General features: G+C 72.4%; 18 protein-coding genes. 12 read left to right on the forward strand and 6 right to left on the reverse strand.

From position 1 onward, the window contains the following. Nucleotides 1-17: 17 nt before the first annotated feature. The 3 genes from CS0771_RS25015 to CS0771_RS25025 all read left to right on the forward strand — a co-directional run bounded on the left by CS0771_RS25015 (nt 18) and on the right by CS0771_RS25025 (nt 3,094). On the forward strand, nt 18-1,304 hold the full coding sequence (locus tag CS0771_RS25015) for an MFS transporter (protein WP_212843278.1): 1,287 nt from the start codon (nt 18-20) through the stop codon (nt 1,302-1,304). 70 nt (nt 1,305-1,374) lie between these two features. Next, a complete protein-coding gene (locus tag CS0771_RS25020) occupies nt 1,375-1,977 on the forward strand; it encodes a hypothetical protein (RefSeq protein WP_212843279.1) in 603 nt (200 codons plus the stop codon). Nucleotides 1,978-2,086: 109 nt separating this feature from the next. Continuing rightward, nucleotides 2,087-3,094 (forward strand): hypothetical protein, encoded by a 1,008-nt coding sequence (locus CS0771_RS25025; protein WP_212843280.1) that lies wholly within the window; start codon nt 2,087-2,089, stop codon nt 3,092-3,094. On the opposite strand, the gene CS0771_RS25030 is transcribed toward CS0771_RS25025, so the two are convergent. After that, entirely contained in the window at nt 3,082-4,098 is a 1,017-nt protein-coding gene (locus CS0771_RS25030) for a GntR family transcriptional regulator (RefSeq protein ID WP_244871015.1), read from the reverse strand. The two genes, CS0771_RS25025 and CS0771_RS25030, sit on opposite strands and share 13 nt — an antisense overlap. Nucleotides 4,099-4,226: 128 nt before the next feature. Between CS0771_RS25030 and CS0771_RS25035 the strand changes: the two genes are divergently transcribed. Next, nucleotides 4,227-5,420, forward strand: a complete 1,194-nt coding sequence (locus CS0771_RS25035) for an FAD-dependent monooxygenase (protein ID WP_212843281.1) — start codon at nt 4,227-4,229, stop codon at nt 5,418-5,420. Between the two features lie 91 nt (nt 5,421-5,511). On the opposite strand, the gene CS0771_RS25040 is transcribed toward CS0771_RS25035, so the two are convergent. From CS0771_RS25040 to CS0771_RS25060, 5 genes are all read right to left on the reverse strand, one after another. Continuing rightward, nucleotides 5,512-5,748, reverse strand: a complete 237-nt coding sequence (locus CS0771_RS25040) for a hypothetical protein (RefSeq protein ID WP_212843282.1) — start codon at nt 5,746-5,748, stop codon at nt 5,512-5,514. Between the two features lie 290 nt (nt 5,749-6,038). Further along, nucleotides 6,039-6,623, reverse strand: a complete 585-nt coding sequence (locus tag CS0771_RS25045) for an antibiotic biosynthesis monooxygenase (RefSeq protein WP_212843283.1) — start codon at nt 6,621-6,623, stop codon at nt 6,039-6,041. Nucleotides 6,624-6,636: 13 nt separating this feature from the next. Next, nucleotides 6,637-8,871: a xanthine dehydrogenase family protein molybdopterin-binding subunit gene (locus CS0771_RS25050; RefSeq protein WP_212843284.1), complete on the reverse strand. Its 2,235-nt coding sequence runs from the start codon at nt 8,869-8,871 to the stop codon at nt 6,637-6,639. Beyond that, nucleotides 8,868-9,863 (reverse strand): xanthine dehydrogenase family protein subunit M, encoded by a 996-nt coding sequence (locus CS0771_RS25055; protein WP_212843285.1) that lies wholly within the window; start codon nt 9,861-9,863, stop codon nt 8,868-8,870. The genes CS0771_RS25050 and CS0771_RS25055 overlap by 4 nt, the downstream gene beginning before the upstream one ends. Beyond that, a complete protein-coding gene (locus tag CS0771_RS25060) occupies nt 9,850-10,377 on the reverse strand; it encodes a (2Fe-2S)-binding protein (protein ID WP_212843286.1) in 528 nt (175 codons plus the stop codon). Before CS0771_RS25060 ends, CS0771_RS25055 begins: the two co-directional genes overlap by 14 nt. A gap of 120 nt (nt 10,378-10,497) precedes the next feature. Between CS0771_RS25060 and CS0771_RS25065 the strand changes: the two genes are divergently transcribed. From CS0771_RS25065 to CS0771_RS25100, 8 genes are all read left to right on the forward strand, one after another. Next, entirely contained in the window at nt 10,498-10,833 is a 336-nt protein-coding gene (locus tag CS0771_RS25065; RefSeq protein WP_212843287.1) for a hypothetical protein, read from the forward strand. Between the two features lie 68 nt (nt 10,834-10,901). Beyond that, entirely contained in the window at nt 10,902-13,301 is a 2,400-nt protein-coding gene (locus tag CS0771_RS25070) for a phosphoketolase (RefSeq protein ID WP_212843288.1), read from the forward strand. Further along, a complete protein-coding gene (locus CS0771_RS25075) occupies nt 13,298-14,233 on the forward strand; it encodes a universal stress protein (protein ID WP_244871016.1) in 936 nt (311 codons plus the stop codon). The genes CS0771_RS25070 and CS0771_RS25075 overlap by 4 nt, the downstream gene beginning before the upstream one ends. Nucleotides 14,234-14,674: 441 nt before the next feature. Beyond that, complete coding sequence (locus CS0771_RS25080; RefSeq protein WP_212843289.1) at nt 14,675-16,366, forward strand: SulP family inorganic anion transporter; 1,692 nt, start codon at nt 14,675-14,677, stop codon at nt 16,364-16,366. Between the two features lie 64 nt (nt 16,367-16,430). Beyond that, complete coding sequence (locus tag CS0771_RS25085; protein WP_203743459.1) at nt 16,431-17,087, forward strand: phosphoribosyltransferase; 657 nt, start codon at nt 16,431-16,433, stop codon at nt 17,085-17,087. Continuing rightward, on the forward strand, nt 17,084-17,356 hold the full coding sequence (locus tag CS0771_RS25090) for a DUF1876 domain-containing protein (RefSeq protein WP_203743461.1): 273 nt from the start codon (nt 17,084-17,086) through the stop codon (nt 17,354-17,356). The genes CS0771_RS25085 and CS0771_RS25090 overlap by 4 nt, the downstream gene beginning before the upstream one ends. Nucleotides 17,357-17,406: 50 nt before the next feature. Beyond that, nucleotides 17,407-17,871, forward strand: a complete 465-nt coding sequence (locus tag CS0771_RS25095; protein ID WP_212843290.1) for a universal stress protein — start codon at nt 17,407-17,409, stop codon at nt 17,869-17,871. Between the two features lie 122 nt (nt 17,872-17,993). Next, nucleotides 17,994-19,112, forward strand: coding sequence for a hypothetical protein (locus CS0771_RS25100; protein WP_212843291.1), 1,119 nt, complete (start codon nt 17,994-17,996; stop codon nt 19,110-19,112). Nucleotides 19,113-19,129: the final 17 nt, after the last annotated feature.

Genomic DNA, 19,129 nt, shown 5'->3' on the forward strand with positions numbered 1-19,129 from the left:
AGACCGCGATCATCCGGATGAGGGGCAGGGTCGTGGCCGGCGCGTTGCGCGGTCCGCGGCTGGTGCGGCAGGGTGGGCGGGTGGCGATCGGCGAGGGAGAGCACACGGCGGGGGTACGCCGCCTCGGCCGGCTCTACGCGACCCTGCGCGGCTGTGACGAGGGCGTGCTGTTCTTTCCGCTGTTCACGCTGCTGATGACGGATGCCGGGCTGTCCACGGCGGAGCTGACCACGCTGCTGATGATCTGGGGCGGGGTCGCGTTCCTGCTGGAGGTGCCGTCGGGCGCGTGGGCGGACACGTTCTCCCGGCGGCGGCTGCTGGCGTCCGGCGCGGTGCTGCGCGGGATCGGCTTCGCGGTGTGGTTCCTGTGGCCGACGTATCCGGGCTTCGCGATCGGGTTCGTGCTCTGGGGCGTGCGCAGCGCGATCAGCTCCGGCACCAAGGAGGCGCTGCTCTACGACGAGCTGAAGGCGCTGGGCGCGGAGTCCCGCTACACCGCGCTGGCCGGGCGCGCCGCGACCGTGGCGATGCTGACGATGCTGGCCGCGAGCGCCCTGGCCGCCCCGGCGTACGCGTTCGGCGGCTACGGCCTGATCGCCGCGCTCAGCGTGCTGGCCTGCCTGGGCAGTGCCGCCGCCGCGCTCGCGCTGCCGGAGCGGCCCCGCGCGCGCCCGGTCGGGCAGCATGGCGGCGTCGGGGCGTACCTGGGCAATCTGCGGGCCGGGATCGCGGAGGTCCGCACCGACCGGCGGGTCTGGCACGCGGTGCTGATCGCCGCCGCGGTGCCCAGCCTCACCGCGCTCGACGAGTACGGCGCGCTGCTCGTCCGCGACCTGGGCGTCAGCACGGCCGGTGTGCCGCTGGTGATCGCGGCCCTGATCGCGGCGATGGCGCTGGGCAGCGCGCTGGCCGAGCGCTGGCGGGCGAGCCCGGCCGCGGTCGGCGCGAGCATCGCCGCCGCCGGGGTGGCCCTGGCCGTCGGCGCGGGGGCGGGGCAGGTGTGGGGCCTGGCGCCGATCGCGGTCTGCTTCGGGCTGCTCCAGCTGACCCGGGTGCTGACCGAGGCGAGCCTGCAGCACACGATGAGCGGGCACACCCGGGCCACGGTGCTGTCGGTGTCCGGGTTCGGCGCGGAGCTGGGCGCGCTCGGCGTGTACGCGGCGTTCGGCGCCGGATCGCTGTGGCTGCCGATCGCGCCGCTGGCGGCGCTGTGCGCGGTGCCGATCGTCCTGGTCGGGGTGCTGGCCCACCGCTGGCTGCCCGCGCCCGCCGCGCCCGGCAGGGCCGCTCCCGAGGCGGCGTAGACCTGCCCGGTACGCGCACCGTCCATGCCGGATCAGCAGACGCCTTGACACGGCATAGAAACATGTCCACGTGACCGTGGATGACGACCGCGACCGCCGGCGCGAAACCCTGCGCACCGGGCTCCGGCGCCGGGTCGCCGGGTTCGCCGTGGCGGTGCTGCTGCTGGCGATCTGCTCCGGGGCCTCGCTGGTGTGGGGTGACGCCTTCCCGGACGCCGGGGACGCGCTGCCGGAGCGGCTCGCCGCGTCCGCCGCGCTGGGCGTCGGCCTGCTCCTGCTGGGCTGGGCCGGATACGCGGCGGTCCGGGCGTACGTCACGCACTGGCGGGCGGTGCTGGAGGCCGAGATCGTGCCGGCCACCATCCTGGAGACGTACTACGTCGGCGACGGCGAGGGCGGCTACCGCTGGGACGTCCGGGTCACCGGCCGCACCCGGTCGGGGACGGTGTCCTTCAACCGCCGGGTCTACTTCGGCTACGACGACCCCGGCCCGGTCGGCTCGTCGATCATGGTGCGCTACCACGCGGGCCTGCGGCGAATCTCGACCGTCGACCGGGGTGTGCTCGCCGTGGTCACGTCCGTGCTCGGCCACCTGCTCGCGCTCGGTGGCATCGCGCTGGTGTTCTATTCGCTGTGGCGGGTCGCGGTGCTCGTCGCCGGCCTGTGGCCGTGACCGGAACCGTCGCGCGGCGGCCGCTGATCCTTCGTGTCCCGGCCATGTCGCGGGCGCTTGTTACCGCCTAGTATCTCCATCCATCGATGTCGTTGGAAGGGGAGCGTGCATGCTCGACAGGTTCAGGATCACCGGGCGATCCCTGGTGGTGGCCGTGCTGACGGCAGTGCTCACGATGGCCGGGCTGGCCGTCCCGTCGCCCGCGGGCGCCGCGGTCACCCGCGCCCAGCTCGCGCTGCGCTGGGCGCCGATCCACTACCAGGACGTCGACGCCACCGGCAGCCACGCGCTGTCCGGTCGCAGCGACTACCTCACGAAGGTCGACTTCGACGGGGACTGGAACGGCCGCAACAACTGGGACCGAGCCGGCCAGTCCGGCGTCTCCTTCGCGGCGCACGCGTACTACTCGGTCGTGGAGACCGGCACCCACTGGTACCTCACCTACCTCTTCTTCCACCCCCGGGACTGGACCGACCACCCGTTCTTCGAGACCGAGCACGAGAACGACGGCGAGGGCGTGCTGCTGGTCGTCGAGCGCGACGGGTCCGACTACGGCGTGCTGCGCGCGGCGATCACCGTGGCGCACACCGACTTCTACTCGTACACCCCCGGCGGCAGCACCTGGACCAGCGGCCGGGAGAGCGTCGACGGCACGCTGCGGCTGCAGTCCTCGCCGCACGACGGCTTCACCCACCCGGTGACCGCGCAGGAGGCCAAGGGCCACGGCCTCAAGGCCCACCCGCAGTACGACATCAACGGCGACGGCATCGTGTACTACCCCGCGGCCACGGCCGAGACGCCGAGCAGCGGTGACGACCGCGACGTGCGGTACGCGCTGATCGACATCCACGCGGCGGGCGGGCTGTGGGCACAGCGCGCCAACACCAGCCTGTTCGCGAGCGTGGGCACGTTCGCCGGGGACGACTCGGGCGACTGCGGCGACGGCACCTACGACTGCACCACCAACTCGGCCAACGCCCCCTGGGGCTGGGACGACGGCAACGACCTGCCCGGCCGCGGCCAGCTCGCCACCGACCCCGCGAAGGTGGCCGTGGAGTACTTCACCATCCCCGGCACCCTGTCCCGCACCTACACGTACAACCCCTACACGTCCTGAGAAAGGAAGGGCACCTTCTTATCGTTTTCCGATGTAGAAGGTGCCCTTCCCAACAGGCCGGTCAGCAGACGGGGCAGGCCGTAGTCGAAGACGGCGTCCAGGCTCAGCTCGAAGTCGTCGATCTCGGCGATGCGGGCCACCATCGGGAAGCCGCCGGAGCCGATGATGCCGCCGAACAGCTCGCCCTGCCGCTGCATCCACTCGTCGCTGGTCAGGCCGGTGTGCTGGGCCGCCTGCGCCTCGGTCTCGAACCCCATGGCCAGGCCGCGTACGAACCCGAACAGGCTGATGTTGACGTGCATCATCTCGGTCATCGGCAGCCCCAGCGGGGCGAGCGCGGCCAGCACGAACTCCGTGTAACGCATGCCGTGCGGCGCGAACTCCGGCCGCGTGATCGACATCGTCGGGGCCAGCCACGGGTGGCGCCGGAAGATGTCCCACAGGTGCCGGGCGGCCAGCTCCAGCTGCGCGTACGCGCCGCGCGGCGGCACCGAGGGCAGCGGCGCCTCGGCGAACGCGGCGTCGACCATCATCCGGACCAGGTCGTCCTTGCCGCGCACGTAGCGGTAGAGGCCCATGGTGGGCAGCTCGTGCTCGGCGGCGAGCCGGCGCATCGACACGGCGTCGAGGCCCTCGGCGTCGGCGAGCGCCAGCGCGTGCCGGATCACCTGGTCACGGGTCGTGGTGTCGGCGGGCTCGGTGCGCGGGCGCCGCTCGCGGCGGGTGGGCGGCGCGGGCGGGGCGGGGGTGCGGTCCGCGACCACGGTGCCGACCCCGCGCACGGCGGTGACCAGTCCCTCGGTACGCAGCGCGGCCAGCACCTTCGTCGCGGTGGCCAGGGCCACGCCCCACTCGGCGGTGATCTGCCGCGCCGACGGCACCCGGTCGCCGGGGCGCAGACGCCCGCTGTCGATGCGGTCACGGATCTGCCCGACGATCTGCCGGTAGGGTGCCTCGCCGCTCACGCGTACTAGTACACCATGGCCGTCCTGCCGCTCGCTCACCGCGCCGACCTCGGGTGGTGTACTAGGGTGCGTACTAGTACACCAGGAACGTTGTTGCAGCTAGGATATGCCTTCTCGTACGGTTCTCCCATCACCTTGTACACCGTACACCTGCTGGGGAGCCGACAATGAGGACCAACACCGTACTGATCTCGGGAGCGAGCATCGCCGGACCGGCGCTGGCGTACTGGCTGCATCACCACGGATACGCGGTGACCGTGGTGGAGCGCGCGTCCGCGATCCGGCCCGGCGGGCACGCCGTCGACATCCGCGGCGTCGCCCGCGACGTCTGCGCGCAGATGGGGATCATGCCGCAGATCACCCGCGACCGGGTGCACGAGGAGGGCTTCGCCTGGGTCGACCCGGCCGGGCGGCGCACCTCGGAGATGCCCGCGAGCCTGTTCGGCGGCGAGGGCATCGTCGCCGAGTACGAGATCCTGCGCGGCGACCTCGCCAACATCCTCTACGAGGCCACCCGCGCCGACGCCGACTACCGCTTCGGCGACCGGATCACGGCACTGTCCGACGGCGACGGCGGCGTCGAGGTGACCTTCCGCAGCGGCCGCACCGAGCACTACGACCTGGTGATCGGCGCGGACGGCATCCACTCCGGGGTGCGGGCGCTCGCGTTCGGGCCCGAGGAGCGCTTCATCCGGGGGCTGGGCGCGTACACGGCGTACTTCACCATGCCCGCGCAGGCCGACCTCGATCCGCACTGGTTCCTGATGCACGGGATCCCGGGCGGGCGCTGCGCCGGGATCCGGCCGGAGAACGAGCACACCGCCAAGGCCATGCTGTCCTTCCGTGCCGACGGGCGCACCGTGGACCCCCGTGACCTCGGTGCGCAGAAGGCGCTGCTGGCCGAGGTGTTCGCCGGGGCCGGCTGGCGGGTGCCCGCCATGCTCGACGCGATGCGGGACGCGCCCGACTTCTACTTCGACGTCATCGGGCAGGTGCACATGGACCGGTGGAGCACCGGCCGGGTCGCGCTGCTCGGCGACGCCGGTTACTGCGCGTCCCCGCTCAGCGGCCTGGGCACCAGCATGTCCCTGGTGGGGGCGTATCTGCTCGCCGGCGAGCTGGCCCGCTCCGGCGGCGAGCACGTGGCCGCGTTCGCGGCGTACGGGCGCCTGATGCGGCCGTACGTGAAGCAGTGCCAGCAGCTGCCGCCCGGCGGCGTGCGCGGCATGCTGCCCGACTCCCAGTGGGCGATCAGCCTGCGCGACCTGAGCACCCGCATCATGACCCGCCGCCCGTTCGCCGCCCTGATGGCCAAGCAGGCCGCCAAGGCCGACGCCATCACCCTCCCCGCCTACGCATAAGGAAGGGCACCTTCTTAACGCTATAGGTAGAAGAAGGTGCCCTTCTTAACGTCTCACCCGTGGACGGCGCCATACGCGGCCGCCAGGCGATTCAGCGCTGGTCGGTAGCGGAGGCGCCGTCCCGGTGTCCACCCGCACCGCCGTTGCGGGCTCTGATCGCCTTCTGCAGGTCCGTCAGCTGGCGGGACAGCCGTCCGATCTCGGCGATGAGGTGCCGGGCCCGCAGGCGCAGGTCCGCGAACTCCCCGTCGAAGTCGGTCCGCCTCTGGTCGGCCGGCCTGGCGCGCCGTGACACGTCGTTTCGGGGCGGCATGTCGGCCCAGCTCATGTCGCACTCCTCTCCATCGGACGCGCCTACCCGGCAGCGACCGCCCGAAACGGGCGGAGCGCGGACAATACTGTGATGTTTTCCGTGCCGCATGACTGCCGGCACGACACCAGGGGCGACGGCGCGACCGTCGTGAAGCGCCACGCCCCACAGGCGGCATCCCGGCGGGATACCGGCCACCGGGCGCTGACAGGGCCGCCCCGCACGGGACCACGCCGCGTGGCCGCGTCCTGCCGAGGTTAAGAAGGTGCCCTTCCTATACGCACAGCGTTAAGAAGGTGCCCTTGCTTTCAGTAGAGGTAGCGGCGGAGGAGGCGGCTGAGGAAGGGCATGACGAGGTAGGTGAGGAGGATGGAGAGGAGCAGGGGGATGATCGCGGCGCGGAGCAGGTAGGGCAGGGGGAGTTCGGCGAGGTGCTCGGCGCCGAGCAGGTTGAAGATCAGGATCAGGGGATAGACGCCGAGGAACGAGACCAGGGCCATCTTCCACCTGGCGGGTGGGAGGACGGGGCGGCCGGGCAGGCTGAACCAGGTCTCCATGCCGGTGGTGGTCTCGCGCTGCTCGGCCTCCTCCGCGATGCCGGCCAGGTGCCGGACGGTCACCTCCCGCTCAGGTGAGGTGAGCCAGCGGCTGAGGTGGCGGCCGTTGTCGAAGCGCAGTACGCAGTGGTAGCGGCGCTGGTCCTCGGGCGTGCCGGCGGGCGGGCGCAGCCACGTCACGCCCTGGTGGCCGGGGAACCGGGACGAGACCTGGTTGATCTCCTCCAGCCACCGCTCGAAGTCCGCCTCGCGGCCGGGCACGACGCGCCAGGTGAACAGCACGGAGACGGGTTCGTCGTCGGGCACCGGCCCCGCGGGCGCCGATCCCTCGATCACCGGCGGCCCGTCCTCACAGCACGCGCTCGATCGTGATCGGCAGCTGGTGGTGGCGGCGCCCGGTGGCGTGCCAGATCGCGTTGGCGATCGCGGCGGCGGTGCCGACCATGCTGACCTCGCCGATGCCCTTCACACCCAGCGGGTTCACCACCGTGTCGGTGGTCTCGACCGTCTCGATGAGCACGTCGGGCGCGTCCGCGTTCACCGGCACCAGGTATTCGCCGAGGCTGGCGTTGTTCCAGCGGCCGGCCGGGTCCATGATGGTGCCCTCCAACAGGGCGTGGCTCATGCCCCAGAGCATGCCGCCCATCAGCTGGCTGTGCGCCGTCTTGCGGTTGAGCACCCGGCCCGGGTCGAACACGCCGACCAGCTTCCGTACCCGGCACAGCCCCAGCTCCGGGTCGACCGCCACCTGCGCGAACTGGGCGCCGAACGTCATCGTGCCGTAGCCGGTGCCCATCATGCTGGGCGGGTTCCAGGTGCCCAGCGCCTCCGCGTCGGTCATGTTCGCCCGCTGCAGCAGCTCGGCGTAGGACTCGCCGGTGTCCGGGCGCTCGCGCAGGTGCATCCGGCCCTCGGTGACGGTGATCCGGCTCGGGTCGGCGCCGTGCAGCGGCGAGCGCTCGTCGGCGACCGCCTGGGCGACCAGCTGGTCGCGCAGCGCCGTCGTCGCCACGTGTACCGCGGCGCTGACCATCCCGGCCCCGGCCGAGCCGACGGCCGCGGCGGTGTTGGGCAGGTCGGTGTCGCCGTACTGGACGCGTATCCGCTCCAGCGGCAGGCCCAGCCCGTCCGCGGCGACCTGCGTCATCACCGTCGCCGAGCCGGTGCCGAAGTCGGCGAAGCTGGACTGCACCACGGCGCTGCCGTCGGCGAAGATGCGGGCGCGGGCCCGCTGCGGGCCGCCGGGCGGCGTCACCGGGTACGCCGAGCTGGCCATGCCCCAGCCGAGCAGCCAGTTCCCGTCGCGCTCACAGCCGGGCCGCGGGTCGCGTTCGGACCAGCGGGCCAGCTCCGCGCCGCGCTGGTAGCACTCGCGCAGCCCCTTGCTGGACCACGGGTTGCCGGTGCCCGGCTCGGTCTCGGCGTAGTTGCGCAGCCTGATCTCCAGCGGGTCCAGGCCGAGCCGCTCGGCCAGCTCGTCGAGCGCGGTCTCCATGACGAACATGCCCGCCGCCTCGCCGGGGCATCGGGTGAACGTCGGTGTCATGGTGTTGGCCTTGATCAGGCGGTAGACGCCCTCGTAGTTCGGGCAGTCGTACATGCTCGACGCGACGCTCAGCGACGGCTCGGCCCAGTCGTCGAAGTGCGAGGTGGGGGAGAGCTTGTGATGGCGGATCGCGGTCAGCCGCCCGTCGCGGTCCGCCCCGAGGACGATCCGCATCTCCTGCTCCTCGCGGTGGCCGCAGCCGCTGAACATCTGCTCGCGGCTCAGCGCCAGCCGCACCGGCCGGTGCACCGCGCGGGCCGCGAGCGCAGCCAGCGCCGGGTGGGCCCAGATCATCGCCTTGCAGCCGAAGCTGCCGCCGACGTAGTCGGTGACCACGCGGATGTGCGACGGCATGATGTTGAGCAGCTCGGCGACGGTGTGCAGGGTCGCGTTGGGACCCTGGGTGGAGTCGTACAGGGTGAGCCGGTCGCCCTCCCAGACCGCCGTGGTCGCGGAGCACTCGATCGGGTTGTGGTGGTTGGCGGCCAGGTGGTAGCTCAGGTCCACCGTCTCGGCGGCCTCGGCCAGCCCGGCCGCCACGTCGCCGCGGGTGATGCGGCCCGGGATGAACCCCGCGAAGATCTTCTCCGCCTCGTACGCCCGGTCGCGCCCCTGCTCGATGGTGGTGATCGCGGGCGTGTGCTCGTAAATGACGTGCACCAGCCGCGCCGCGTGCTCGGCCCGGTCCAGGGTGTCGGCGACCACGACGGCCAGCGGCTGCCCCGCGTAGTGGATCACCTCGTCCTGCATCGGGAAGAACGTCTGCCCCGAGGCGGCCGTGCCGAACAGCGACGGCAGCAGCGCCGGCACCGAGCCGCCCTTGGGCAGGTTGAGGTGGTGCAGCACGCCGAGCACGCCCTCGGCCTGCTCGGCGTCGTACGTGTCGAGGTGCCCGATCCGGCCGCTCGGGATGCGCGAGGTGACCAGCACCGCGTGCACCAGGCCGGGCAGCGTGATCTCGGCCGAGTAGCGGCCCGCCCCGGTGATCTTCGCCAGCCCGTCGACGCGGTCCACGGGGCGCCCGATGGCGGTGCTCATGAGACGTCTCCTCTAGCGGCGAGGGTCTCCAGCGCGCGGACCATCGTGCGCTGCGCCAGCTCGATCTTGAACTCGTTCATGGGCTGCGCCACGGCCTCCGACATCTCCTCGGCCGCCGCGCGGGCGAACGACTCACGGGTGGCCGGCTGCCCGAGCAGCGCGCGCTCGGCCCGCCGGGCCCGCCACGGCTTGGTCGCCACGCCGCCCAGCGCCAGCCGCACCTCGGCCACCTCGCCGCCCTCGACCCGCAGCGCGCAGGCCGCCGAGGACAGCGCGAACTCGTACGACTCCCGGTCGCGCACCTTGAGGTACAGCGAGTTGCGGCCCATGGGCAGCGCCGGGACCTCGATCGCGGTGATCAGATCGCCGTGGTTGAGCGGGTGCTCGCGCTGCGGGGTGGCCCCGGGCAGCAGGAAGAAGTCGTCGATCGGGTACGCGTGATGGCCGCTGGTGTTCTGCACGTGGATGACGGCGTCCAGGGCGGTCAGCGCCACCGCGACGTCGGACGGATGGGTCGCGATGCAGTACCGGCTCGTGCCCAGCACCGCGTGCCCGCGGTTGACGCCGGTCAGGGCGTCGCAGCCGGTGCCCGGCTCGCGTTTGTTGCAGGACGCCTCCGCGTCGCGGAAGTACGTGCACCGGGTGCGCTGCAGCATGTTGCCGCCCATGGAGGCCATGTTGCGCAGCTGCGCCGACGCCCCGAGCACCAGCGCCTCCGAGATCACCGGGAAGCGGTCCATGACCAGCGGCGCCATCGCGACGTCGTTCATCCGGGCCATCGCGCCGATGCGCAGCGCGCCGTCCGGCTGCACCTCGATGTGGTCGATAGGCAGGTCGTTGATGTCGACCAGGCGCTGCGACGCCTCGGCGTAGATGCGCAGCATGTCCACCTTGGTGGTGCCGCCGGCCAGGTACGCGGCGCCCGCGTCGGCGGTCACGGTGGCGATGGCGGTGGCCACGTCGCGGACTCGGGAGTAGCTAACGGGTCGCACTGCCCACCCCTCCCACGCCGTCGCGCACGTCGCGGATCGCGGTGCGGATGTTCGGGTACGCCGCGCAGCGGCAGATGTTGCCGCTCATCCACTCGGCGATCTCGGCGTCGGAGCCGGCGTGCCCCTCGGCCAGCAGCGCCACGGCCGACATGATCTGGCCCGGGGTGCAGTAACCGCACTGGAACGCGTCCTCGGACAGGAACGCCTTCTGCATCGGGTGCAGGATGCCGTTCTCGGCCAGGCCCTCGATCGTGGTGATCTCGCGGCCCTCGCAGGCGATGGCCAGGGTGAGGCAGGCGACGACGCGCCGCTTGTCGACCCATACCGTGCACGCGCCGCAGGCGCCCTGGTTGCAGCCCTTCTTGGCGCCGGTGAGGTTCATGTGGTCGCGCAGGCAGTCCAGCAGGCTGACCCGCGGTTCGATGCGCACCACGTGCGTGGCGCCGTTGACGTTGAGCACTACGTCGACCGGACCCGGGCCCTGCACCGCGTCCGGCAGATGGGAAGCCACCATCGGTCCTCCTCTTCCGCGCCTTTCGCCACGCTATAGCAGCTGGCCGGGCTTATCGGGGCGAATACGCATAGTCTGGACAAGGTCGGGTCGTGTGTCGTACCCGGGTCGCATGATCACGCGATGGCATCCTCCGCGAACCGGCTCGACCGGTATCCCGTCGACGAGCACGGCAACCTGGAGCACTACCCGAGCAGCGTCCGCAGCCGGCTCTGGTCGGCGGGCAACGAGCCGTTCGCGGCCGAACTCACGTTCGTGGACGGCCGGCGGGGGCGCTCCGCGGCGGTGTTCGAGTGGCGCGACGCGGGCGGACGGGTGTACCCGATGTTCATGACGGATCTGCTCGACGTCCTCCATCACAAGGCGGTGGACCGGGGCGTTGTGCGCGGCGTCTGGCAGGTGCGCAAGCGCGGCCAGAACTACGGGCTGGCCCTGGCTCCGGCAGAGCTGCCCGGCTGAGCTGCCCGGCACTCGGGAAAGCGGACGAATCGCCTGCATATCGCGTTGCGGCAGGCGAGGATCAGCTCATGACGGTGACAGAGCGACCGGGCGCCGGGCACACCGCCGGTGTGACGCACCTCCGTGACGACGATCTGAGCAGGCTCGACGCCTGGTGGCGGGCGGCCAACTATCTGACCGTGGGCCAGATCTACCTGATGGGCAACCCGCTGCTGCGCGAGCCGCTGCAGCCCGAGCACATCAAACCGCGGCTGCTCGGCCACTGGGGCACCAGCCCCGGCCTCAACATGCTGTGGGCCCACCTCAACCGCACCATCACCAACCGCGACCTCAACGCCATGTTCATCTGCGGACCCGGGCACGGCGGCCCGGCGATCGTCGCGAACACCTGGCTGGAGGGCACCTACAGCGAGCTGTACCCGAGCGTGGACCGCAGCGAGGCGGGCATGGGGCGGCTGTTCCGGCAGTTCTCGTTCCCGGGCGGCATCCCCAGCCACGTGGCGGCCGAGGTGCCCGGCTCCATCCACGAGGGCGGCGAGCTGGGCTACTCGCTGATGCACGCCTACGGCGCGGCGCTGGACAACCCCGGGTTGGTGGTGGCCTGCGTGATCGGCGACGGGGAGGCCGAGACCGGCCCGCTGGCGTGCAGCTGGCTGGCGAACACGTTCCTCAGCCCGGTGACCGACGGCGTGGTGCTGCCGATCCTGCACCTCAACGGCTACAAGATCGCCAACCCGACGGTGCTGGCCCGGATCCCCGAGCACGACCTGATGGCGATGATGCACGGCTTCGGGTACCGGCCGATCCTGGTCTCCGGGCACGACCCGGTGCGGGTGCACCACGAGCTGGCGTACGCCCTGGACAGCGCGCTCGACGAGATCGCCGGCATCCAGGCCCGCGCCCGGCAGGGCGCCGACGGGCAGCGGCCGCGCTGGCCGATGATCATCCTGCGTACGCCGAAGGGCTGGACCGGCCCCCGCATCGTCGACGGCGTGCCGGTCGAGGGCACGTTCCGGGCGCACCAGGTGCCGCTGGCCACGGTACGCGACAACCCGGAGCACCTGGCGCAGTTGGAGCAGTGGCTGCGCTCGTACCGGCCGGAGGAGCTGTTCGACGCGACCGGCGCGCCGATGGGCTTCCTCGCGCCGCTGGCCCCGCGCGCGGCCCGGCGGATGAGCGCCAACCCGCACACCAACGGCGGCCTGCTGCTGCGCGACCTGGTCCTGCCCGACATCCGGGCGTACGCGGTCGACGTGCCCGCGCCGGGCACGCCCCCGGCCGAGGCGACCCGGGCACTGGGGGTGTGGCTGCGCGACGTGATCCGGGCCAATCCGGACCGGTTCCGGCTGTTCGGGCCGGACGAGGTCAACTCCAACCGGCTCAACGCCGTGTTCGAGGTGACCGACCGCGAGTTCGACGCGCAGATCTACGAGGGCGACGACCACCTGGCGCAGTCCGGCCGGGTCATCGAGGTGCTGTCGGAGCACCTGTGCCAGGGCCTGCTGGAGGGCTACCTGCTCACCGGCCGGCACGGCCTGCTCACCAGCTACGAGGCGTTCATCCACGTGGTCGACTCGATGGTCAACCAGCACGCGAAGTGGCTCAAGGTGACCCGGGGCATCGAGTGGCGCCGCCCCATCGCGTCGCTGACCTACCTGCTGTCCAGCCACGTGTGGCGGCAGGACCACAACGGCTTCTCGCACCAGGACCCCGGCTTCATCGACCACGTGGTGAACAAGAAGGCCGAGGTGTGCCGGATCTACCTGCCGCCGGACACCAACACGCTGCTGTCGACCATGGACCACTGCCTGCGCAGCCGCAACTACATCAACGTGGTGGTGGCGGGCAAGCAGCCGCAGCCGTCCTGGCTGAGCATGACCGAGGCGGCCCTGCACTGCCGCCGCGGCCTGGGCATCTGGAACTGGGCCAGCAACGACGCGGGCGGGGTGCCGGACGTGGTGCTGGCCTGCGCCGGGGACGTGCCCACGCTGGAGACGCTGGCCGCCGTCGACCTGCTTCAGCGCTACCTGCCCGAGCTGCGGGTGCGGGTGGTCAACGTGGTGGACCTGATGCGGCTGCAGCCGGAGAGCGAGCACCCGCACGGCCTGCCCGACGCCCAGTTCGACGCGATCTTCACGGTCGACCGGCCGGTGGTGTTCGCCTACCACGGCTATCCGACCCTGATCCACCGGCTCACCTACCGCCGTACCAACCACGGCAACATCCACGTGCGCGGGTACAAGGAGGAGGGCACCACGACCACGCCGTTCGACATGGTGATGCTCAACGACCTGGACCGCTACCGGCTGGTCATCGACGTCATCGACCGGGTGCCGGGGCTGGGCGTGAGCGCGGCCGGGCTGCGCCAGTACATGACCGACGCCCGGCAGCGGGCCCGCGACCACACCCGCGCGTACGGGCAGGACGCGCCCGACATCACCGACTGGACCTGGCCGGGGCGCCGATGAACAGTCTCGACGCCGGGGCGGGCCCGGCCATGAACACCGAGGAGGGTGGCGCCCGGCCGGTCGTGGTCGGCGTCGACGGCTCCGATTCCTCACTGGCCGCGGTGCGTTTCGCCACCCGCGAGGCGGCCTGGCGGCAGCTGCCGCTGCGGATCGTGCACGCGTTCATCTGGCCGCTGATGCACGTCAAGATGGGCCCGTCGGAGGCAGGGCCGCAGGAGGGCGGCCTGCGCCACGACGCCGAGCGCACGCTGGCCACCGCGGCGGCCGTCGCCAGGGAGGCCGACCCGTCCGTCTCGGTGCTCACCGACCTCGTCACCGGCGCGCCCTCGCCGGTGCTGCTGCGCGCGGCCCGCGACGCCGAGCTGCTGGTCATCGGCGATCGCGGCCTCGGCGGGTTCACCGGGCTGCTGGTCGGCTCGGTGGCGGTGCAGTGCACGGCGCACGGGCGTACGCCGGTGCTGGTCGTGCGCGGTGAACGCCGCGACGCGGGTCCGGTGGTGGTCGGCGTGGACGGCTCGCCGGACTCCGTGCGCACCATCGAGGCGGCCTTCGAGGAGGCCGCCATGCGCGACACCGAGGTGCTGGCGGTGCACAGCTGGTCCCGGGCCGGTGGCCACGCCCACGGCGAGCACCACGACCACAAGCACGACGCGGCCACCGTCGCGCTGGAGGAGGGGCACCTGCTGGAGGACGCCCTGGCCGGCGTACGCAAGGACTACCCGGACGTCAAGGTCCGCGAGCACCTGCTCCGCGGCCGCCCCGCCAAGGTCCTGGTCGAGCTCAGCAAGCAGGCGCAGCTCGTGGTCGTCGGGGCGCACGGCCGCGGCGGCTTCACCGGCCTGCTCCTCGGCTCGGTCAGCCACCAGGTCCTCCACCACGCCGACAGCCCCGTCCTCGTCATCCCCCGCACCGAAGGAAGGGCACCTTCTTAACGCTTTCCGTAGAGGAAGGGCACCTTCTTAACGCACGCCGGCCGCCCTGACGTCAAGGCTGCGCAGGCCGCGGGTGATCCGGCCGGAACGCCGTGCCGACCGGCGGCCAGGCGGATCAGGTGGCCAGGCGGATCAGGTGGCCAGGCGGATCAGGTGGCCGAGCGCCCAGTCGGCGTCGGCGCCGTCGTCGTACCGGCCGCGCCACATCGCCTCGGGGCTCTCGATGGCCTCCACTCCGGCAGCGGTGTGCCGAGCCCGTCCTCGAGGCCGTGCGCGACATCGGGATCCGTGCCGCCACCAGGTACGACCGTCCACTCCGGCCAGCCCGCAGCCCACCCGCCCGAAAGCGTTAAGAAGGGCACCTTCTACTACGGAAAGCGATAACAAGGTGCCCTTCCTTTCGGGGGTTTCGGGGGCGGGTGGCATGAGGTAGAAGTGGGCATGGCTGAGAGACCACGGTGGATCCCGGGTGCGCCCGGGGTGGTGACGTTGCGCGGGTACGAGCAGAGCTGGCTGCGCGGGGACGTGCTCGCGGGGGCGACCGTCGCGGCGTACCTGATCCCGCAGGTGATGGCGTACGCGGGCCTGGCCGGGCTGCCGCCCGTCGCCGGGCTCTGGGCGGCGCTGCCCGCGCTGGCGCTCTACGCGCTGCTCGGCTCGTCGCGGCAGCTGTCGGTCGGGCCGGAGTCGACCACCGCGCTGATGACGGCCACGGTGATCGCGCCGCTGGCGGCGGGAGATCCCGGCCGGTATGCGGCGCTGGCCGCCGGGCTCGCCGTCATCGTCGGTCTGCTGTGCCTGGTCTCCTGGGCGGTGCGGCTGGGGTTCGTGGCCGACCTGCTGTCCAAGCCGATCCTGGTCGGCTACATGGCGGGCGTCGCGGTCATCATGATCATCGGTCAGCTGGAGCGGCTCACCGGCATCCCCGTCGAGGGCGGCACGCTGCTGGGCGAGGTGTGGTCGTTCGTCAAGGGCATGGGCCAGGCGCACCTGGCCACCGTCGTGCTCGCCGTGCTCGTGCTGGCGTTCCTCTACCTCGTCCAGCGGCAGTGGCCGAAGCTGCCCGGCCCGCTGCTCGCGGTGCTGCTGGCCACGGCCGCCACCGCGGTGTTCGGGCTGCAGGACTACGGCATCGACACGGTCGGCGCGGTGCCGTCCGGGCTGCCGGCGTTCGCGCTGCCGGACCTGTCGGACTTCCAGGACCTGCTGCTGCCCGCCGTCGGCGTGATGCTGGTCGGGTACACCGACAACATGCTCACCGCCCGCGCCTTCGCCGCCCGCCACCGCCAGGAGGTCGACGCCGACCAGGAGCTGTTCGCCCTCGGCGTGGCCAACCTCGGCGCGGGCATGCTGCGCGGCTTCCCGGTGAGCAGCAGCGGCAGCCGCACCGCCCTGGCCGACGCGGCGGGCGCGCGCAGCCAGGTCTACTCGCTGAGCGCGCTGGTGCTGGTCGTGTGCACGCTGCTGTTCGCCGGGCCGCTGCTCTCGGCGTTCCCCAGCGCCGCGCTCGGCGCGATCATCGTGTACGCGGCGCTGCGCCTGATCGACCTGCCCGGCTTCCGGCGGCTGGCCGCGTTCCGGCGCAGCGAGCTGCTGCTGGCGCTGGCCGCCTGCGCGGGCGTGCTGGTCTTCGACATCCTCTACGGCGTGCTCGCCGCGGTGGCGCTGTCGGTGGCCGAGATGCTGGCCCGGGTGGCCCGCCCGCACGACGCGGTGCTGGGCATCGTGCCGGGGGTGGCGGGTATGCACGACGTGGACGACTACCCGCAGGCGCGCACCGTGCCCGGCCTGATGATCTATCGGTACGACTCGCCGCTGTTCTTCGCCAACGCACAGGACCTGCGGCGGCGGGCGCTGGCCGCGGTCAGCGAGGCACCGGAGGTGAAGTGGTTCGTGCTCAACGCCGAGGCGATCGTCGAGGTCGACTACACCGCGATGGAGGCGGTCGAGGAGCTGCGCCGCGAGCTGACCCAGCGCGGCATCGTCTTCGGCATGGCCCACGTCAAACAGGAACTCATGGACGAAATGGTGTCATTCGGCCTGGCCGACGCGGTCGGCCGCGATCACCTGTTCCACACCCTGCCCACGGTCGTCGCGGCGTACCGCAAGGAGCATCCCGAGATACCGGCCTGATCGGCGAAGTCCTGGTCACGGGGCCTCTCGCGGGACGAACATGGTGGGGGAGGGAGTTGGTGCCATGTTCCGCAACCGCAGCGACGCCGGCCACCGGCTGGCGCAGATGCTCACCTTCCTCCACGACGCCGACGTGGTGGTGCTCGGGCTGCCCCGGGGCGGCGTGGTCGTCGCCGCCGAGGTGGCCCGTGCCCTGCGCGCCCCGCTCGACGTGCTCGTGGTGCGCAAGCTCGGCGTGCCGTACCAGCCCGAGGTCGCCATGGGCGCGGTGGGGGAGGACGGCGTACGCGTGCTCAATCCGACCGTGATCGAGGCCGCGGGCGTCTCCGCGGCGGCCCTCGACCGGGTCGAGCAGGCCGAGCGCGCCGAGCTCGACCGCCGGGTGCAGCGTTACCGCCACGGCCGCGACGCCGAGGCGCTGGCCGAGCGCACCGTGGTCGTGGTCGACGACGGCATCGCCACCGGTGCCACCGCGCGGGCCGCCTGCCAGGTGGCGCGGGCCCGGGGCGCGGCGCACGTGGTGCTGGCCGTCCCGGTGGCCGCGGCCGACACCGCCGAGGACATGCGCGCCGTCGCCGACCAGGTGGTCTGCGTCGACACGCCGCGGTTCTTCATGGCCGTGGGCGAGCACTACGACGACTTCCGGCAGACCTCGGACGAGGAGGTCGTGGCGCTGCTGGAGGGTTCGGCGCACATCCTGGAGGGGAGGCACCCGCGATGAGTTCGATGAAGCGCTGGAACGTGGAGATCTTCGTCGGTGAGGACGAGGGACGCACCTACGCCGAGGCCCGCATGCTCGACGACGACATCGGCGACCGCCTGATCGGCGTGGGCCGGGCCAAGCTCAACCCCGAGGACACCGACGTGCCGGAGATCGGCGACGAGCTGGCGGTGGCCCGCGCGCTGTCCGACCTCGGGCACCGGATGCTGGTCACCGCCGCGAGCGACATCCAGCGGGCGACCGGGCAGAACGTACGGCTCACCCATTGAAATACGCGATACGTGTTAGCCACGGGGATGCCGAGGGTAGGGGGCGGTTCATGGCGAACTTCCGGATCGTGGTCGGCGTGGACGGTTCCGAGGGCGGCCGGCGGGCGCTGCGCTGGGCGGTGCACGAGGCGGCCGGACGCGGCGGCACCGTACAGGCGGTCGCCGCGTGGCGCTGGGACGAGGTCGACGACGACGTCATCGGCTCGGCCGCCCGCGAGGACGCGACGGCGATGCTGGACCGCGAACTGGGCGCGCTGCCGCCGTTCCAGCGGGAGGGCGTGAGCATCGCCGGTGAGGTGGTCGAGGGCCGGGCCGCCGACGTGCTCGCCGCCGCCGCGGCCGACGCCGACCTGCTGGTGCTGGGCAGCCACGGCACCAGCAGGCTGATGCACACCGTGCTCGGCTCGGTCAGCGAGGAGTGCATCGGCAAGGCCAGCTGCCCCGTGGTCGTCGTGCCCGTCGGCCACGAACTGCCCCACCCCGCCGAGCTTGCGATCCCCGACCCGGCGAACTGACCGCCGGATCCGCCGGACGTCACCCTCCCGGGCGACCGGCGGACCGGGACTGTCGGGAACGTGTACCGGTGGCAGTCGGCCACCGCACAGTTCGAACGTGCCGCAGGCCGCATGCTCGACCGATGACGACATCGGGAGCGGGTCCGACCAGGCGCCGGCTGCTCGCCGGCCTGGGCGGCCTGGCGGCGCTCACGCTGCTGCCGGGCTGCAGGGAGGCCATCGAGGCGGCCGCGGACAGCTGCCCCGAGGATCCGGCCGAGTCCGGCGGCGTCACCTGGAACCCGGACATCGGCCGCCCCGTGTTCTGGGGCGTGCACGACCTGACCGCAGCGGCTCACGGCACGCCTCGCGACCTGCGGATCTACTACCCGGCCTACGACGGCGCGACCGCGAATGCGCCCATGCTCAAGCTCTGCCTGACCCGCTGGCCCATGGTGCTGCTGCTGCACGGCCAGCCGCCGCGGGGTGTGTCGCTCGCGGGCTATCACGCGCGCTGGGAGCGGTTCGCGGCGGTGCTGGCGCGCTGCGGGTACGTCGTCGTGGTGCCCAGCCATCCGGCACAGCTCGCGCAGAACGGCGCCGATCCGGCGATCGCCGCGGCGGGCGCCGACCTCGCCTGGGTGCGCGACAGCTGGGAGCACCGGCGCTGGGTGGACGCCCGGGCCGAGTCCACCGCCGTGGTGGGGCACTCGTACGGCGGCCTGCTGGGTGCCCGGGTCATGGCGGCCAACCCCGGCTTCGCCGCGTTCGTCAGCCTCGGCGCTCCGTACGGCGAGCTGAACGATCGCAGCGCCGTGCTCACCGGGATCGGCCGCCCGACGTTCTTCGCCTGGGCGGAGGGCAACGGCGGCGGCCTGTTCCTGGAGAACCTGGGCCCGCCGGCGAACGTGTGGGACGGCCTGCCCCAGCCCCGGTATGCCGCGGTGTACCAGGGTGAGCACTTCGACTATCTGCGCCCGCAGGATGCCGGCACCGACCTGCGCGGCCCGTGCCCGCTGGTCGGCGGCGCGATGGCGGACCTGGTGGCGCTGTTCCTGTCCGCGCACGCGCCGGTGCCGCTGGGTCGCACGCGGGTCGGTGTCGACCTGAAGCCGCCGCAGGTGGAGCTGACGCCGGAGCAGCAGTTCTTCGCCGGGGGGCACCTGCAGGGCGTGGCGCAGTTCCAGTCCGCCCCGGGGTGCCGTCTGGACCTGCGCTGGAACCTCGACGGCCAGACGGGCGGCCGCAAGCTCGGCCCCTGACGGCGGACGGCCCGGCG

Origin of the sequence: Catellatospora sp. IY07-71, from assembly GCF_018326265.1 — a bacterium.
GTDB lineage: Bacteria > Actinomycetota > Actinomycetes > Mycobacteriales > Micromonosporaceae > Catellatospora.

Excerpts from the sequence above, each read along its gene's own strand:
- CS0771_RS25015 (WP_212843278.1), top strand. The coding sequence starts at position 18 with ATGAGGGGCAGGGTCGTGGCCGGCGCGTTGCGCGGTCCGCGGCTGGTG.
- CS0771_RS25025 (WP_212843280.1), top strand. The coding sequence starts at position 2,087 with ATGCTCGACAGGTTCAGGATCACCGGGCGATCCCTGGTGGTGGCCGTG.
- CS0771_RS25035 (WP_212843281.1), top strand. The coding sequence starts at position 4,227 with ATGAGGACCAACACCGTACTGATCTCGGGAGCGAGCATCGCCGGACCG.
- CS0771_RS25040 (WP_212843282.1), bottom strand. The coding sequence starts at position 5,748 with ATGAGCTGGGCCGACATGCCGCCCCGAAACGACGTGTCACGGCGCGCC.
- CS0771_RS25050 (WP_212843284.1), bottom strand. The coding sequence starts at position 8,871 with ATGAGCACCGCCATCGGGCGCCCCGTGGACCGCGTCGACGGGCTGGCG.
- CS0771_RS25060 (WP_212843286.1), bottom strand. The coding sequence starts at position 10,377 with ATGGTGGCTTCCCATCTGCCGGACGCGGTGCAGGGCCCGGGTCCGGTC.
- CS0771_RS25065 (WP_212843287.1), top strand. The coding sequence starts at position 10,498 with ATGGCATCCTCCGCGAACCGGCTCGACCGGTATCCCGTCGACGAGCAC.
- CS0771_RS25070 (WP_212843288.1), top strand. The coding sequence starts at position 10,902 with ATGACGGTGACAGAGCGACCGGGCGCCGGGCACACCGCCGGTGTGACG.
- CS0771_RS25075 (WP_244871016.1), top strand. The coding sequence starts at position 13,298 with ATGAACAGTCTCGACGCCGGGGCGGGCCCGGCCATGAACACCGAGGAG.
- CS0771_RS25080 (WP_212843289.1), top strand. The coding sequence starts at position 14,675 with ATGGCTGAGAGACCACGGTGGATCCCGGGTGCGCCCGGGGTGGTGACG.
- CS0771_RS25085 (WP_203743459.1), top strand. The coding sequence starts at position 16,431 with ATGTTCCGCAACCGCAGCGACGCCGGCCACCGGCTGGCGCAGATGCTC.
- CS0771_RS25090 (WP_203743461.1), top strand. The coding sequence starts at position 17,084 with ATGAGTTCGATGAAGCGCTGGAACGTGGAGATCTTCGTCGGTGAGGAC.
- CS0771_RS25095 (WP_212843290.1), top strand. The coding sequence starts at position 17,407 with ATGGCGAACTTCCGGATCGTGGTCGGCGTGGACGGTTCCGAGGGCGGC.
- CS0771_RS25100 (WP_212843291.1), top strand. The coding sequence starts at position 17,994 with ATGACGACATCGGGAGCGGGTCCGACCAGGCGCCGGCTGCTCGCCGGC.